Origin of the sequence: Ureibacillus sp. FSL K6-8385, from assembly GCF_038593155.1 — a bacterium.
GTDB classification, from domain to species: domain Bacteria; phylum Bacillota; class Bacilli; order Bacillales_A; family Planococcaceae; genus Ureibacillus; species Ureibacillus terrenus.
Window position 1 is genome coordinate 1,861,296 of the sequence record NZ_CP151968.1, and the last position, 13,734, is coordinate 1,875,029.

Genomic DNA, 13,734 nt, shown 5'->3' on the forward strand with positions numbered 1-13,734 from the left:
TTGTTCACAAACCATTTCTCATTTTAAAACCGATTTCCGGTAGAAGTTTTCCCTTTGTCCTTCATCCATTTGCAAATTGCTTTGACCGTTTCCCTGTTGATATGGGGTGGATAATGATGGGCCAAATCAGCCTGATACCATGTCTCCACATCTTTGCCCGCCTCTTTTAACGCCCGTTCCAATCTATAAGACTGTTCAATGCTGACATTTTCATCTTTCGTTCCGTGTATAATCAGCACCGGCGCCTGGATTCGGTCCACCTCAAAAATAGGGGAACGTTCAGCATAAATTTCCGGTAATTTGGAAGGGGACCCTCCAATCAGCCGCTTTAATGTTCTTCTTAAATCGACCCGTTCCTGGTAAAGCTCCGAAAGATCCGATACGCCCGACCATGTGACAACGGAACGGATATCCTTGCTCAGGATGGCTGTCCATAATGCCATCAGACCGCCGCGGGAAAAGCCAAAAAGATGTACTGAATCAACGCCTGACATGGCCTTCAATACTTCTATACCATGGAGGGCATCCAAACGGTCATCACCGCCAAATTCGTCTCGTCCCTCTCCTCCCCGATTCCCCCGATAATAAGGGGCAAATACAATAAAACCATTCGAAGCAAACTGGGCAATGCGGGCAGGCCTAACCATCCCTACCGACTGCAAACCGCCGCGCAAATATAACATCGCTTCATAAATTCCTTTTTCAATTGGTCTGGCGAGCAATCCTTTTACGCGCAGTCCATCCGACCAATAAACGATTTCATCAAGCTCTACATTCGGGTTCGGAGATGGATATTTTCTGATCGATTCAATACGGCCATTTTCCTTCAAACCGTCTCACTTCCTGCAACATCCTTTTCATTCCTTCATCCCTCATATAAAAACTTGTATGGGGGTGGCTCATCAATTCCTCCGTCGTTAAAAACAGGCGGCCTTCCGATTCAAACCGCTTTCGGAACGGTTCCATTTTTTCCGCCTTTGCAGTAAAGACCACCTTGCAAAAAGGGGATTGGTCATAAACGATATAATAAGCGAACATTTTTAAATCCGTGATATGTACAAAGGTTTCTTCATACACTTCTCTTTTTGCGGCATCCTCCAACGATTCCCCCGGTTCCACTTTTCCTCCAGGAAACTCCACGCCACGATTTTCATTGATGGCGCAAAGCCATTTTCCATCTTTTTGAACGAGCACCAGGACATGCTTAGGCTCCATTGGAAAAGGAGGGCCGTCAAAACTTAATTCCACTTTATTATTGTTCAAATCATAAAAAGTAAACATCCCTTCAACTCCTATACACATATAGTGTAGCGAAGGGATGCGGTTTGTTCAATTCCTGAAATAGGGCAATTGTTCTACGAATTCCTTGGCTTCTTCATCGCCAAATTCATGGATTAAAGCATAAATTTTTTTCAATCGCACATCAATTTCATCATTTTCTTGATCAAGATGGTATGGAAGGTATGGCAGGTGCGCCCTTACTAAATTATCAAATTCCAAGGCGTTCAGCTGGTTAAATAGCTTCTTGAAGATAAAGGCCTTTTCGGGTTCCAATTCAATTTTGAATTCGCAAGGCTCCCCGGTAGGGATATAATTATATGATTGATTTAATACATTTACATAAAGCGTTGTCTTTTCGATAGCAATCACCCTCCTTATATTCATTATGCAGCAAAAATTCTCTCCTATACGGCAGAAATAAAAAACCTCAAAGGTTCGTGAAAGAACCTTCGAGGTTGAGATTTTTCAATTATTTCCCCAAGAAAGCAGACAACATCCAAACATGTTTTTCCAGACTTTGGAATGTGTCATTTAACATGTCTTCCGTACGGTCGTCTCCTTGATTTGCCGCCTCTTCCATCGCTTCTTTGATCAATTGCATTGTGGCTTTGAAATCGTCAATAATGGATTGGACCATTTCTTCCGCATTTTCGGAACCTGTCGCTTCTTTTACTCTGGACAATTCCAAATGTTCTTTCATTGTCGCGACCGGTTTTCCGCCTTTTGTCAAAATCCGTTCGGCCACTTCATCCAGGTTCAATGTAATTTCATTGTATAATTCCTCAAATTTTTCATGCAGCGTAAAAAAGCTTGGTCCTGTCACATACCAGTGATAATTGTGAAGCTTCGTATATAATACAGAGTAAGTGGATACCAATTCGTTTAGTTGTTCGATTAATTTATCGTTTGCCATATTTCCACCCCATTTACATATTTTCATTTGGTACTTTTATTATACTGTATACCATGGTGCGAAACTATAACAATTGAATGAATTCTCTCAAAACACCCGGCAAGTATAGTATGGTGATTATGATTGGATTTATCCCAATAATTTAATTATGATTGAGTTATGGAAGTATCAAAGTAGGGGTGAAATCTATGGACAGTGGAATATTGATTGTTGTCGGAATTATTTATATCATTATCATGATTGGGGCAATCGCTCTCTTTATTCATTTCAAAAGAAAAGGTGCTTTCAGGCAAACGATTGATTCGAATCAAGAACAGACATTAAATAAAAGGGATGAACAAATCAAACAATGAAACATCTATTTATTTGGCTGATCCGATTCTATAGAAGATACATATCTCCCTTGACGCCGCCGACTTGCCGGTTTTATCCCACATGTTCCCAATATGGGCTTGAAGCCTTTGAAAAGCACGGTGCTGTCAAAGGCTTCATCCTGACAACCATCCGCATTTTAAAATGTCATCCTTTTCATCCCGGGGGAATTGATCCCGTACCTGACGAATGGCCTTCGAAAAAAAGATAATTTCGAAGGTTTTTCTTATTGTTTTTTCGACATTAATCATGGTATTATTAATTTCGTGAACTTTATAAATCGTAATCATTACAGTTTAATAAGGAGGAATCCAATGAAAAAGTTGTTACTCCTCTCGTTGCTGACTTTCGCGCTTTTTCTGACGGCCTGCTCCAATACCGAATCAAAGCAACGGAAAGATGGGCAAATTGATATATATACAACAGTATATCCTCTGCAATTTTTTGCAGAACAAATCGGTGGGGAATATGTAAATGTTTCATCCATTTATCCACCCGGCTCAAATGAACATACCTTTGAACCTACGCAGAAGGATATGATCGCTTTGGCCGATGCGGACTTATTTTTCTATATCGGATTAGGGTTGGAAGGATTTGTGGAAAATGCGAAAAAATCCTTGGCGAATGAACATGTAAAATTTGTGGCGGTCGGCGAAAATATCGATGAAGAAAAACTAAAAACATCGACCGGCCATTCCCATGAGGAAGCAGGCGGACATGACCATGGACACCATCACGGAAATGTGGATCCGCATGTTTGGCTATCACCGGTGATTTCCAAAGAATTGGCCTTGACGATAAAAGAAGAACTTGTCCAACAGCTTCCGGAACAGGAAGAGACATTCAACAAAAACTACGAGCGGTTGGCAAAACGATTGGATGAATTGGATCAACAATTGAAAGAACTTGCCAACAACGCTTCCAAGAAAATTTTCTTTGTGTCCCATGCATCCTTTGGCTACATCGCCGGAAATTATGGGCTCACCCAAGTTCCGATTGCAGGATTGAATTCCCAGAGCGAACCATCTCAGAAAGAACTTGCGGAAATTGCCGGCCTCGCCAAACAATACGATGTTCATTATATATTATTTGAACAAAATGTGTCATCGAAACTCTCATCCATTATCCAAAAAGAAATCGGCGCAGAGGCTTTGATGCTGCATAATTTGAGCGTATTGACAGAAGATGACATCAAAAATAAGGAAGATTACTTTACTTTAATGGAAAAAAACATAAAAACTTTGGAAAAGGCGTTGAATTAAACAAAAACGTTCAGCATCGGTGCTGAACGTTTTTCCATTTCTTCAACATAAAAAATGGCTCATTGGTTACAGGTTATCCTATCATATCGATTTGCCTGTTAACGTAACAGCTCTTTCAGCTTTCTTCTCATCAGCTTGTTTGAAGCGTTCCGGGGCAATGCGTCAACAATATGCACTTTTTTTGGCACTTTATATTTCGCTAAATGTTGTGAGCAATATTCAATGATTTCTTGAATGGACGCATCTTTTTTTAGAACGACAAAAGCGATTGGGACTTGCCCCCAAGTGGCATCCTCGATTCCGCAAACCCCCGCTTCTTTCACGGCGGGATGCCCCATCAGCACATTTTCCACTTCTGCCGGATATACATTCTCTCCCCCGGAGATAATCAAATCTGAACGGCGATCCACGACATACAAATAGCCTTCCTCATCCAAGTAGCCGATATCTCCGGTATGCAGCCAGCCGTCAATCATTGAAGGATTATGTTCAAAACGCCCTACATATCCGGGCGTCACGTGGGGACCGCGGATGCAAATCTCTCCTTCCTGATAAGGCCCTTCAGCTCCCAATATTTTGATTTGGTTGAAGAACAACGGCTTTCCGGCAGAACCGATTTTCCTCAATGCATCTTCCGCGGGCAATGTCGCTGTCTGTGAAGAGGTTTCGGTCATCCCGTAAGTCTGCAATACCCTCATTCCCCTTTCTTCTGCCCGCTTTAAATAATCAATCGGAAAAGGGCCTCCCCCCGCCAACACCAGTTTAAAGGATGGAGATGCCCTGAGCTCTTTCTCCTCAAAAACATGTAAAATCCGTTCCAGCATCACAGCGACGAGGGAAATATGCGTAACCCGCCCTGAAGCGATATCTTCGGCGATTGGTTCCGGATCAAATTTCCGGTAAAGTTTTACTTCATTCCCGTACAACAAAGAACGGACCAAAATGGAAAATCCGCTAATATGAAAAAGGGGAACGGCGCAAAGCCACACATCGTTTTCCGACAGGCCGATGTTCAATACGGAAGCGAGGGCGTTCGATTGATGGTTCATTGCCGTTTGCCGGACCCCTTTTGGAAATCCGGTCGTACCGCTTGTATACATGATGGAAACCGTCTGGTCCAAAGACCATTCTTTCCGTATTTCAACCGGCTTCCAAGCACTTTTTTCTATTTCGGAAAAAAGAATGAAGTTTACGTTTTCAGGGAGCAGAGGCAAATCCCGGTCATTCACTAAAACCGTTCCAACTTCTGCATCATCAATTTGATAAGCCAATTCTCTTTTCGTTAATCTTCGGTTCAAAATGACCATTTCACATTGCAGGTGCATGCATGCGTACATGACAAAAACGGTGTTTGCATCATTTTCCCCAAGAATGGCGACGCGGCTTCCCTGTTCTATCCCTAAAGCGTTCAATTGCTTTGCGCGCAAAATCGAAATCTCTTTAATTTCCCGAAACGTCCATTGTTTTCCTTCAAAGGTTAATCCGACTCGATTTGGGGTCAAATACGCACGTTGCAAAATCCAATTCGGATACATCGAAATTCCTCCATTTCTCCCCTTCATTGTACTAAAAACTGGGCCTTATGAGTTTTATATTGCTTAAAAACATCCTTTTTCCTGCAAATGAAATAAGCTGCCATGAAAGCAACAACACTTTCATGACAGCCAGAGGAGTCCAAAAAATTCACTTTACAGACGGATATCAGATATCAAGGGAATCTTGGGAATTTGCCGAAGTCCGGTTTGCGTTTTTCTTTGAACGCATCGCGTCCTTCTTTTGCTTCATCAGTTGTATAGTATAAAAGCGTTGCATCCCCGGCCAATTGTTGGATACCTGCAAGTCCATCGGAATCCGCGTTAAATGCAGCTTTTAAGAAACGGATGGCAGTTGGAGATTTCTCAAGGATTTCCTCGCACCATTTCACCGTTTCGTCTTCAAGCTGTTCCAATGGTACAACCTTGTTCACCAATCCCATTTCCAACGCTTCCTGTGCGTTATATTGGCGGCACAAATACCAAATTTCACGCGCTTTTTTATGGCCAACGATGCGGGCCAAATAACCTGCGCCATATCCTCCGTCAAAAGAGCCGACTTTCGGACCTGTTTGTCCAAAAATGGCGTTATCTGCCGCAATCGTCAAATCGCACACCACATGCAATACGTGGCCGCCGCCGATTGCATATCCGGCTACCATCGCAATCACCGGTTTTGGAATGACGCGGATTAAGCGTTGCAAATCCAATACATTTAAGCGCGGAATATTATCTTCGCCCACATAGCCGCCATGGCCGCGCACCTTTTGGTCACCGCCGGAGCAGAACGCTTTTTCACCTTCACCGGTTAAAATAATAACTCCAATGTTCGAATCATCACGTGCACGGGAGAATGCATCAATCAATTCCTCAACCGTTTTGGGACGAAAGGCATTTCGCACTTCCGGACGGTTGATGGTAATTTTTGCAATTCCGTTGTAATATTCATACTTAATGTCTTCATAAGTATGTAGAGTTTTCCACTCACGAGTCATTGAATTAACCTCCCAAAATTTTATAAAACTCCCTTAACTATTGTAGCAAATTGTTCCGGATTTTCCACATGAATCGAGTGTCCGGCATCCGGAACGGTGATATGTTTGGCATTTGGCAACTGCTCGGCCATTTGCTTTGTGATTTGAACAAACTTTTGATCCAATTCCCCGGTGATGAGAACAACAGGAATGGAGAGCTGATTTAATTTGGGCCAATTGGAATCCTGGGCTCCGGTTCCCATTCCCCGCAAACTGTTGGCCAGTCCTGTTTCCGATTGGGATAATCTTTCTTCCCGAATGGCTTGCCGGATTTCAGCAGGCAATGTTTTCTGGGAAGCAAAAAGTGGAATGTTTTCCCATTTATCCACAAACCAATGGATTCCCTTTTCCTCTATTTCATTTGCCAGCGATTCATCCGACCTTCTTCTTGCCGCCCGCTCTTCTTCGGTACGAAGCCCCGGCGATGCGCTTTCCAAAATCAACCGTTTGATCCGATTCGGATAATGGACGGCATAGGACAATGCCGTCCGCCCTCCCATGGAATAACCCAATAACGTGAAATCTTGCAAGCGCAAACGGTCAAAAATTTCTTCCAAGTCTTTCACTTGTTCCGTCATTTTATACCGGGACGGATCTTTTGGTGCATCGGTTTTGCCATGGCCCAATAGATCAATGGCTACAATTTTTATTGTTTTTGGCAAAAGCCCGATCACCCTTTGCCATGTTTTTGTGGAGCCGGTAAAACCATGCAATAGCACAAGGGTTTCTTTTCCATGTTCATTCCATATTTCTACATTCACTTGGATACCACGAACCGTTAAAGCAGCCATTCTTTCATCTCCGAAAGTATTTTTTGCCACAACATCCGATGGGCTTGGACGTTATCATCCCTGTTTGTCATGATTTCGATGAGCCTTAAAGGCTGTCCGTTATTATCAAAAATCTTTTCCTTTTCATCAAACTCTTTGATGGTCACATAATCCATTCCATACATGTCGGCCACATCATGGAATCGCAAAGCGGTCGGGGTGCCAAACAGATCTTCATAATATTCTTTCACCGTTGCCTGCGACAGATAGGAGAAAATGCCGCCGCCGTCATTATTCAACACAACCACTGTCATTTTGCACGGCTGATAGCGCGTTAAAAGAAAAGCGTTCAAATCATGCAAAGCCGCCAAATCCCCGATGAGCAAATAGGTTTCCCTTTCTTCTCTTCCTTTTGAAAATCCGAATGCCGTTGAAATGACTCCATCAATGCCGTTTGCTCCCCGATTGGCAAAAATTTGTATATCTTTGGAAGTTGGCAGCAAGAATGTGTCAATATCCCTGATTGGCATGCTATTGCTTACAAACAAATCGCTTTTTTCTGGCAAATGCTCCAGCAAATATTGAACAAAAGCTCCCTCATCTTCTGCATGTGCGCTATATTCCCTGATGTGTTTGATGGCCAGATCCTCGGATTTTTTCCAAAGGGCACAGTAGCCTTCCTCAAGCAGGGACTGAACTTCCAGCTCCTCCAGCCACGGACCGATGGCGGCTTGGATGAAATGGGTGGCAACGGAAGCCGAATCCCGGAATGACGGATCTTCATCAATGACAATATAATTTTTTGGTCTCCATTCCGTTAAGAAAATCGTTAAAAATTTTGATACCGGTTGGGCCCCGAAACGGATGACCGTGTCGCAGGCTGCTTGCCGTTTAAAATCTTCGCTTTTCAAAAGCGCATCATATGTCGAAATGATGTATTCACGGCAATCTTCGGGGACATTCGTCCGCATATTGGAAAGGCTTTCAACAAGCACCGGCCATTTCATTTTCCGAATGAACGACCACAGATAATCCCGGTTCGTCCCAAGCGCCAATTCGCCGATTATGATGATTCCCCTTTTGGCATCCCGAATCATCGATGATAGCGCATTCATAGCGGCAAAATCCGGCGCTATGATGCCGTTGAAGCTGGCGAAAAATGTGCTGTTCGGTAATTCGTCCCGAAAATCAATCAATAATGGCTCACGGAATGGGACATTGATATGTACCGGCCCGAATGGATGAGTTATTGCCACATTCACTGCCCGTGCGATATGACGTTCGATAAACGGCAATGTCTGGCTATATTCATCAGGAATCGGGAAATCGGCAAACCATTTCACATGTTTTCCGTACAAATCCAATTGATTGATTGCCTGCGGTGCCCCTACTTCACGGAGTTCATGCGGACGGTCAGCAGTAATGACCACAAGCGGAACCCGTGCATATTTCGCTTCCACGATAGCCGGATAATAGTTGGCGGCCGCAGTACCGGATGTACAAAGCAATGCCACCGGTTTCGCTTTTGCCTTGGCAAGTCCCAATGCAAAAAATCCTGCAGAACGTTCATCCACTTGACGATAAACATTCAATTCTTTCGCCGAGGCAAAAGCATACGCCAAAGGAGTGGAACGGGAACCGGGGCTGATGACGACATCCTCAACCCCGTTTTGCACAAGGGAAGCTGCAATTTGATACACATAATCTGTCAACCGTTTGCGTTCACTCATTGAATTTGTCCTCCTAAAGCCCGCAGCATCGGACGAAATTTCACCAATGTCTCGTCATATTCCGTCATCGGATTGGAATCGGCAACAATTCCTCCTCCGGCATATAAATAGGCTTTATCATCAATCAATGCTGCAGAACGTATGGCAACGACGAATTCTCCATTTCCGTCGGCATCCATCCAGCCGACCGGGCCTGCATATAAGCCCCGATTCATTTTTTCAAATTCACGTATCATTTCAAGCGCTTTGTTTCTTGGCACACCTCCCAGTGCGGGAGTTGGATGCAAATGTTTCACTAATTGCAAAATTGTTGCATGATCGAATAATTTTCCTTCAACCGGCGTATATAAATGTTGGATATCGCGGATCTTCAATAGCTTTGGACGTTTCGGCACCTTGTAATGCTCACAATGTTTTTTGAAAGTGCTTGCAATCATATCGACAACATATTGATGTTCCTTCAGGTTTTTCGAATCGTTCAGCAATTGTTCGCCCAACTTTTTATCTTCTTCCGCCGTTTTGCCCCGTTTAATGGAACCGGCTACGCATGCGGAATAAGCATATTGGTTTTCCACTTTAACAAGCCGCTCCGGTGTAGCCCCGAAAAACAATAAATTGTCGCGTTCCAGGGCAAACAGATAACTTTCCGGCTGCTCATTTAAAATCTGATATATCACTTGCGGGGAGGAAGGTTGTCCTTTAAATTCCAATTCTAATGAGCGGGCAATGACAACTTTGTCCGCTTTATGATTCCGAATTAAATTTGTAACGCTCTGAACTGCCTGAAAATAATTGTCTTTGTTCCGTTCATCAATTGTGCGGATTTCAGGTTTTTCATACGTTTTCAATTCTTTTACTTGCGCTGCGTGAATTAATTGATCCCGTTCTTCCCTCAACTGATCAAAAAGAGCGGAAGAATCTTGCCGATCTGTTATCAAATGAATGCTGACATAAGTTTTCTCATGTTGTTTTGTCAGTTGAAAGGTAGCTACTGTAAAGTAACTTGAAGGAAACCCATCCCATTCGCCAGGTTCCACATTTTCCGGATCAAAAGTAAAACCCCCAAACAAAATGGGCTGAGGTTCCTGTTCCTCCATTACAATATTTTTAGTTAATTCTTTCCATTTAAATTCGATATCATCAAATCGGTCAATTCCTCTATTTTCAAGAATAATGGCTTGTCCGAGTCCAACGATTGCCAGTGTCTTTTCCCTGTTCTGCCAAAAGAATCTCTTTCCTTTATATTTCCTTTCACCTGCTGCAAAAAATGCCAAAGGGGACAATTGGTTTACTTCTATTGTTTCGATATAAAAAGATAATTTGTTTGACGCCACTTCAACTTCAGTGGTTTTTAACCACTTTTGCTGCATGAAAAAAACCTCCGTAAAAGCTATTTCTTTTGCCATAAAAATGGAAAATCTTTTTCCGTTCTTGTTTGAATATTTCATGATTGCGTTTTCCGAACAATGCAACATCTATTTTATCATATCATTTTTTTAGTACTAGTAATAAATATTTTTAACCACATGTTTCAAGGTACTGCTGAGCCCAATATAAAAAATTATTGCCATTTTGGCTATATAAGCACAAAAATAGGAGAACTCCATCTGAAGATAAAAGTTCTCTTTCCAAACTATTAGTCATAAATTTTTTCTTATGACGCTTTATTTAATTTTCTTATATAATTCATAAAACCCTCTTGCGAAAAAAGCCTCACTTCATCTTCGCTAAATTCTTTCCGCAGTCTTTCGATGATATTGGGAAATTCCCCTGCATTGGATAAATTGGTTATTGATAATGGATCCATGCCATCAAAATCGGAACCAAATCCAATATGTTCCGGTCCCACCAGATCTGCCAAATATTTGATGTGTTCAACCAACTTTTCAATGGTGGTCGTCTTCCTCTCCTTTTCTACAAGCGGAGGATAAAATACTACATGAATGCGCCCACCTTTTTCAACGAGCAATTTCACCTGTTCATCCGTTAAATTTCTCGGATGATCACAGATTGTTCGGGAATTGCAATGGCTGGCAATCACTTTTTTCGCAAGCGGCAATAATTCATAAAATCCCTTTTCATTCAAATGCGCCACATCGATGATAATATCCCGTTCATTTAATAATTCGATTACTTTTTTCCCAAAAGGTTTTATGCCTTTTGTTGAATCTTCCAATGTACCGTATCCTAGTTCATTTTCATAATTCCATGTTAATCCGACAATTTTTACCCCTGCATCAAGAATCATTTTTAATTTCTCTAAATCTTTTCCAATCGCATCACAACCTTCTAAACTTAAGACAGCCCCTATTTGTCCTTCTTTCAATTCATCAATTTGTTTCCAATCCTTAATGTGAACCATTTCGGGCTCTTTCAAAACATTTTGATGAAACGCTTCAATTTGGCGCAAAGCTTCCTGAAACTTCCGCTCTTGAGGGATATTAGGATGGATAAATATCGCGAAAACTTGAACCATTACATTGCCCGCTTTGAGCCTTTCAAAGTTGGCATGCAATCTTGAATCATTTCGAAAATCAGCATCTTTAAATCGAGCTAATTTTTCTAGAACATCGCAATGCAGGTCCACAATCTTCATTTTCTCCCCCCAACCCTTTTGTCACTATAGTATTTAAAAATTTCTGAAGATGTTCCAACGGGAATCTAGTGCAAAAAAAAAACTCGAGACAATTTCTCATTGTCTCGAGTCTTCAATGACCCCTACGGGATTCGAACCCGTGTTACCGCCGTGAAAGGGCGGTGTCTTAACCACTTGACCAAGGGGCCGTTTTCCATGGCGGAGAAGGAGGGATTTGAACCCTCGCGCCGGGTTACCCCGACCTACGCCCTTAGCAGGGGCGCCTCTTCAGCCACTTGAGTACTTCTCCGTTTTGGCTCCGAAGGTAGGATTCGAACCTACGACCGATCGGTTAACAGCCGATTGCTCTACCACTGAGCTACTTCGGAATATTATGGTGGGCCTAAATGGACTTGAACCATCGACCTCACGCTTATCAGGCGTGCGCTCTAACCGACTGAGCTATAGGCCCATTTATGGAGCGGGTGATGGGAATCGAACCCACGACATCAGCTTGGAAGGCTGAGGTTTTACCATTAAACTACACCCGCATGCAATGGTGGGTTGGGGCGGAATCGAACCGCCGACACGAGGATTTTCAGTCCTCTGCTCTACCGACTGAGCTACCGACCCACAATCTATATGGCGGTTCCGACGGGACTCGAACCCGCGATCTCCTGCGTGACAGGCAGGCATGTTAACCACTACACCACGGAACCGTTTTGGTTGCGGGGGCAGGATTTGAACCTGCGACCTCCGGGTTATGAGCCCGACGAGCTACCAGACTGCTCTACCCCGCGATAATCTTATTATGGTGGAGGAAGAGGGATTCGAACCCCCGCGCGGTTTGACCCGCCTGTCGGTTTTCAAGACCGATCCCTTCAGCCAGACTTGGGTATTCCTCCATATTGTTCTCTTTCCCTTAATGAACCTTTTGGTGGACCTTGCAGGACTCGAACCTGCGACCGGACGGTTATGAGCCGTCTGCTCTAACCAACTGAGCTAAAGGTCCTCGGGATGGCGGTGGAGGGGATCGAACCCCCGACCTCACGGGTATGAACCGTACGCTCTAGCCAGCTGAGCTACACCGCCGAATTCTTTCATATATTATTATGGTGGAGCATAGCGGGATCGAACCGCTGACCTCCTGCGTGCAAAGCAGGCGCTCTCCCAGCTGAGCTAATGCCCCGTGTTTCTGGTCGGGAAGACAGGATTCGAACCTGCGACCCCTTGGTCCCAAACCAAGTGCTCTACCAAGCTGAGCTACTTCCCGGTCCTTCTTTTTTATGGCGCGCCAGGCAGGAGTCGAACCCACAACCTTCTGATCCGTAGTCAGACGCTCTATCCAATTGAGCTACTGGCGCCCGGTTTACCGACTTGTTTTGGTGCCGAGGACCGGACTCGAACCGGTACGGTAGTCACCTACCGCAGGATTTTAAGTCCTGTGCGTCTGCCAATTCCGCCACCCCGGCTTATGGAGCGGAAGACGGGACTCGAACCCGCGACCCCCACCTTGGCAAGGTGGTGTTCTACCACTGAACTACTTCCGCAAAATTCATGGTGCGGGTGAAGGGAGTCGAACCCCCACGCCCGAAGGCGCCAGATCCTAAGTCTGGTGCGTCTGCCAGTTCCGCCACACCCGCATTTATTAATGGTGAGCCATGAAGGACTCGAACCTTCGACCCTCTGATTAAAAGTCAGATGCTCTACCACTGAGCTAATGGCTCATCAATGGTGCCGGCGAAAGGAATCGAACCCTCAACCCACTGATTACAAGTCAGTTGCTCTACCAGTTGAGCTACGCCGGCATATTTATCCGTTTTATGGTGGAGGATGACGGGATCGAACCGCCGACCCTCTGCTTGTAAGGCAGATGCTCTCCCAGCTGAGCTAATCCTCCATATCAAGTCTAGCAACGACCTACTCTCGCAAGGGGAATCCCCTCACTACCATCGGCGCTAAAGAGCTTAACTTCCGTGTTCGGTATGGGAACGGGTGTATCCTCTTTGCCATCGTCACCAGACTTTTAAAGACAAGAATTATTGTATCATAATCTGTTTATTTTTCAAGCTGTTTTTTTATTTTTTTATTATGACCCCTACGGGATTCGAACCCGTGTTACCGCCGTGAAAGGGCGGTGTCTTAACCACTTGACCAAGGGGCCGTTTTCCATGGCGGAGAAGGAGGGATTTGAACCCTCGCGCCGGGTTACCCCGACCTACGCCCTTAGCAGGGGCGCCTCTTCAGCCACTTGAGTACTTCTCC

The 13,734-nt window shown here is 44.1% G+C and carries 13 protein-coding genes, 22 tRNA genes and 1 rRNA gene; 3 read left to right on the forward strand and 33 right to left on the reverse strand.

What is annotated here, in order from left to right:
- Positions 1-23 precede the first annotated feature (23 nt).
- The 4 genes from NST62_RS09030 to NST62_RS09045 all read right to left on the reverse strand — a co-directional run bounded on the left by NST62_RS09030 (position 24) and on the right by NST62_RS09045 (position 2,194).
- On the reverse strand, positions 24-830 hold the full coding sequence (locus NST62_RS09030) for a prolyl oligopeptidase family serine peptidase (RefSeq protein WP_141602801.1): 807 nt from the start codon (positions 828-830) through the stop codon (positions 24-26).
- Complete coding sequence (locus tag NST62_RS09035) at positions 808-1,281, reverse strand: NUDIX domain-containing protein (protein ID WP_141602800.1); 474 nt, start codon at positions 1,279-1,281, stop codon at positions 808-810. The genes NST62_RS09030 and NST62_RS09035 overlap by 23 nt, the downstream gene beginning before the upstream one ends.
- A 48-nt stretch (positions 1,282-1,329) precedes the next feature.
- A complete protein-coding gene (locus NST62_RS09040) occupies positions 1,330-1,650 on the reverse strand; it encodes a transposase (protein ID WP_141602799.1) in 321 nt (106 codons plus the stop codon).
- Positions 1,651-1,750: 100 nt separating this feature from the next.
- Positions 1,751-2,194 carry a Dps family protein gene (locus tag NST62_RS09045; protein WP_141602798.1) on the reverse strand — a complete coding sequence of 148 codons (444 nt, stop codon included), beginning with the start codon at positions 2,192-2,194 and terminating at the stop codon, positions 1,751-1,753.
- Between the two features lie 188 nt (positions 2,195-2,382).
- Between NST62_RS09045 and NST62_RS09050 the strand changes: the two genes are divergently transcribed.
- The 3 genes from NST62_RS09050 to NST62_RS09060 all read left to right on the forward strand — a co-directional run bounded on the left by NST62_RS09050 (position 2,383) and on the right by NST62_RS09060 (position 3,828).
- Positions 2,383-2,547 carry a hypothetical protein gene (locus tag NST62_RS09050; RefSeq protein ID WP_181733275.1) on the forward strand — a complete coding sequence of 55 codons (165 nt, stop codon included), beginning with the start codon at positions 2,383-2,385 and terminating at the stop codon, positions 2,545-2,547.
- The gene (yidD, locus tag NST62_RS09055) at positions 2,544-2,777 is read left to right on the forward strand and encodes a membrane protein insertion efficiency factor YidD (protein WP_141602797.1); all 234 of its coding nucleotides are present in this window, start codon (positions 2,544-2,546) and stop codon (positions 2,775-2,777) included. Before NST62_RS09050 ends, yidD begins: the two co-directional genes overlap by 4 nt.
- 103 nt (positions 2,778-2,880) lie before the next feature.
- Positions 2,881-3,828 carry a zinc ABC transporter substrate-binding protein gene (locus NST62_RS09060; RefSeq protein WP_141602796.1) on the forward strand — a complete coding sequence of 316 codons (948 nt, stop codon included), beginning with the start codon at positions 2,881-2,883 and terminating at the stop codon, positions 3,826-3,828.
- A 98-nt stretch (positions 3,829-3,926) separates the two neighbouring features.
- Here NST62_RS09060 and NST62_RS09065 read toward each other — a convergent pair whose 3' ends face one another.
- From NST62_RS09065 to NST62_RS09205, 29 genes are all read right to left on the reverse strand, one after another.
- Complete coding sequence (locus tag NST62_RS09065; protein WP_141602795.1) at positions 3,927-5,363, reverse strand: o-succinylbenzoate--CoA ligase; 1,437 nt, start codon at positions 5,361-5,363, stop codon at positions 3,927-3,929.
- Between the two features lie 173 nt (positions 5,364-5,536).
- A complete protein-coding gene (menB, locus tag NST62_RS09070; RefSeq protein ID WP_141602794.1) occupies positions 5,537-6,355 on the reverse strand; it encodes a 1,4-dihydroxy-2-naphthoyl-CoA synthase in 819 nt (272 codons plus the stop codon).
- A 20-nt stretch (positions 6,356-6,375) separates the two neighbouring features.
- Positions 6,376-7,185 carry a 2-succinyl-6-hydroxy-2,4-cyclohexadiene-1-carboxylate synthase gene (menH, locus tag NST62_RS09075; RefSeq protein ID WP_141602793.1) on the reverse strand — a complete coding sequence of 270 codons (810 nt, stop codon included), beginning with the start codon at positions 7,183-7,185 and terminating at the stop codon, positions 6,376-6,378.
- Complete coding sequence (menD, locus tag NST62_RS09080; protein ID WP_342462825.1) at positions 7,173-8,894, reverse strand: 2-succinyl-5-enolpyruvyl-6-hydroxy-3-cyclohexene-1-carboxylic-acid synthase; 1,722 nt, start codon at positions 8,892-8,894, stop codon at positions 7,173-7,175. The genes menH and menD overlap by 13 nt, the downstream gene beginning before the upstream one ends.
- A complete protein-coding gene (locus NST62_RS09085; RefSeq protein WP_328216416.1) occupies positions 8,891-10,264 on the reverse strand; it encodes an isochorismate synthase in 1,374 nt (457 codons plus the stop codon). Before NST62_RS09085 ends, menD begins: the two co-directional genes overlap by 4 nt.
- Positions 10,265-10,548: 284 nt before the next feature.
- Entirely contained in the window at positions 10,549-11,490 is a 942-nt protein-coding gene (locus NST62_RS09090; protein ID WP_141602790.1) for a dipeptidase, read from the reverse strand.
- A 116-nt stretch (positions 11,491-11,606) separates the two neighbouring features.
- Positions 11,607-11,678: transfer RNA gene (locus NST62_RS09095), tRNA-Glu, on the reverse strand.
- An 8-nt stretch (positions 11,679-11,686) separates the two neighbouring features.
- Positions 11,687-11,779, reverse strand: a tRNA-Ser gene (locus NST62_RS09100).
- A 4-nt stretch (positions 11,780-11,783) separates the two neighbouring features.
- Positions 11,784-11,858: transfer RNA gene (locus NST62_RS09105), tRNA-Asn, on the reverse strand.
- Positions 11,859-11,864: 6 nt separating this feature from the next.
- Positions 11,865-11,941 (reverse strand) — tRNA-Ile (locus tag NST62_RS09110).
- 5 nt (positions 11,942-11,946) lie between these two features.
- Positions 11,947-12,020 (reverse strand) — tRNA-Gly (locus NST62_RS09115).
- A 6-nt stretch (positions 12,021-12,026) separates the two neighbouring features.
- Positions 12,027-12,102 (reverse strand) — tRNA-Phe (locus NST62_RS09120).
- A 10-nt stretch (positions 12,103-12,112) separates the two neighbouring features.
- Positions 12,113-12,188, reverse strand: a tRNA-Asp gene (locus NST62_RS09125).
- 4 nt (positions 12,189-12,192) lie between these two features.
- Positions 12,193-12,269: transfer RNA gene (locus NST62_RS09130), tRNA-Met, on the reverse strand.
- Positions 12,270-12,281: 12 nt separating this feature from the next.
- Positions 12,282-12,374: transfer RNA gene (locus NST62_RS09135), tRNA-Ser, on the reverse strand.
- A 30-nt stretch (positions 12,375-12,404) separates the two neighbouring features.
- Positions 12,405-12,481, reverse strand: a tRNA-Ile gene (locus NST62_RS09140).
- Between the two features lie 6 nt (positions 12,482-12,487).
- Positions 12,488-12,561, reverse strand: a tRNA-Met gene (locus NST62_RS09145).
- Between the two features lie 21 nt (positions 12,562-12,582).
- Positions 12,583-12,658, reverse strand: a tRNA-Ala gene (locus NST62_RS09150).
- Positions 12,659-12,665: 7 nt separating this feature from the next.
- Positions 12,666-12,742, reverse strand: a tRNA-Pro gene (locus NST62_RS09155).
- Positions 12,743-12,756: 14 nt separating this feature from the next.
- A tRNA-Arg gene (locus NST62_RS09160) sits at positions 12,757-12,833 on the reverse strand.
- 19 nt (positions 12,834-12,852) lie between these two features.
- Positions 12,853-12,941: transfer RNA gene (locus NST62_RS09165), tRNA-Leu, on the reverse strand.
- Positions 12,942-12,944: 3 nt separating this feature from the next.
- Positions 12,945-13,019, reverse strand: a tRNA-Gly gene (locus NST62_RS09170).
- Positions 13,020-13,027: 8 nt separating this feature from the next.
- Positions 13,028-13,112 (reverse strand) — tRNA-Leu (locus NST62_RS09175).
- 9 nt (positions 13,113-13,121) lie between these two features.
- Positions 13,122-13,196: transfer RNA gene (locus NST62_RS09180), tRNA-Lys, on the reverse strand.
- Positions 13,197-13,201: 5 nt separating this feature from the next.
- A tRNA-Thr gene (locus NST62_RS09185) sits at positions 13,202-13,277 on the reverse strand.
- A gap of 16 nt (positions 13,278-13,293) precedes the next feature.
- Positions 13,294-13,369: transfer RNA gene (locus NST62_RS09190), tRNA-Val, on the reverse strand.
- A gap of 7 nt (positions 13,370-13,376) precedes the next feature.
- Positions 13,377-13,492 (reverse strand): 5S ribosomal RNA (gene rrf, locus NST62_RS09195).
- Between the two features lie 69 nt (positions 13,493-13,561).
- Positions 13,562-13,633, reverse strand: a tRNA-Glu gene (locus NST62_RS09200).
- Positions 13,634-13,641: 8 nt separating this feature from the next.
- Positions 13,642-13,734: transfer RNA gene (locus NST62_RS09205), tRNA-Ser, on the reverse strand.

What these genes read in the sequence shown, in the direction of transcription:
- NST62_RS09050 (WP_181733275.1), top strand. Translation starts at nt 2,383, where the DNA reads ATGGACAGTGGAATATTGATTGTTGTCGGAATTATTTATATCATTATC.
- menH (WP_141602793.1), bottom strand. Translation starts at nt 7,185, where the DNA reads ATGGCTGCTTTAACGGTTCGTGGTATCCAAGTGAATGTAGAAATATGG.
- menD (WP_342462825.1), bottom strand. Translation starts at nt 8,894, where the DNA reads ATGAGTGAACGCAAACGGTTGACAGATTATGTGTATCAAATTGCAGCT.
- NST62_RS09045 (WP_141602798.1), bottom strand. Translation starts at nt 2,194, where the DNA reads ATGGCAAACGATAAATTAATCGAACAACTAAACGAATTGGTATCCACT.
- NST62_RS09090 (WP_141602790.1), bottom strand. Translation starts at nt 11,490, where the DNA reads ATGAAGATTGTGGACCTGCATTGCGATGTTCTAGAAAAATTAGCTCGA.
- NST62_RS09035 (WP_141602800.1), bottom strand. Translation starts at nt 1,281, where the DNA reads ATGTTTACTTTTTATGATTTGAACAATAATAAAGTGGAATTAAGTTTT.
- NST62_RS09060 (WP_141602796.1), top strand. Translation starts at nt 2,881, where the DNA reads ATGAAAAAGTTGTTACTCCTCTCGTTGCTGACTTTCGCGCTTTTTCTG.
- yidD (WP_141602797.1), top strand. Translation starts at nt 2,544, where the DNA reads ATGAAACATCTATTTATTTGGCTGATCCGATTCTATAGAAGATACATA.
- menB (WP_141602794.1), bottom strand. Translation starts at nt 6,355, where the DNA reads ATGACTCGTGAGTGGAAAACTCTACATACTTATGAAGACATTAAGTAT.
- NST62_RS09085 (WP_328216416.1), bottom strand. Translation starts at nt 10,264, where the DNA reads ATGCAGCAAAAGTGGTTAAAAACCACTGAAGTTGAAGTGGCGTCAAAC.
- NST62_RS09065 (WP_141602795.1), bottom strand. Translation starts at nt 5,363, where the DNA reads ATGTATCCGAATTGGATTTTGCAACGTGCGTATTTGACCCCAAATCGA.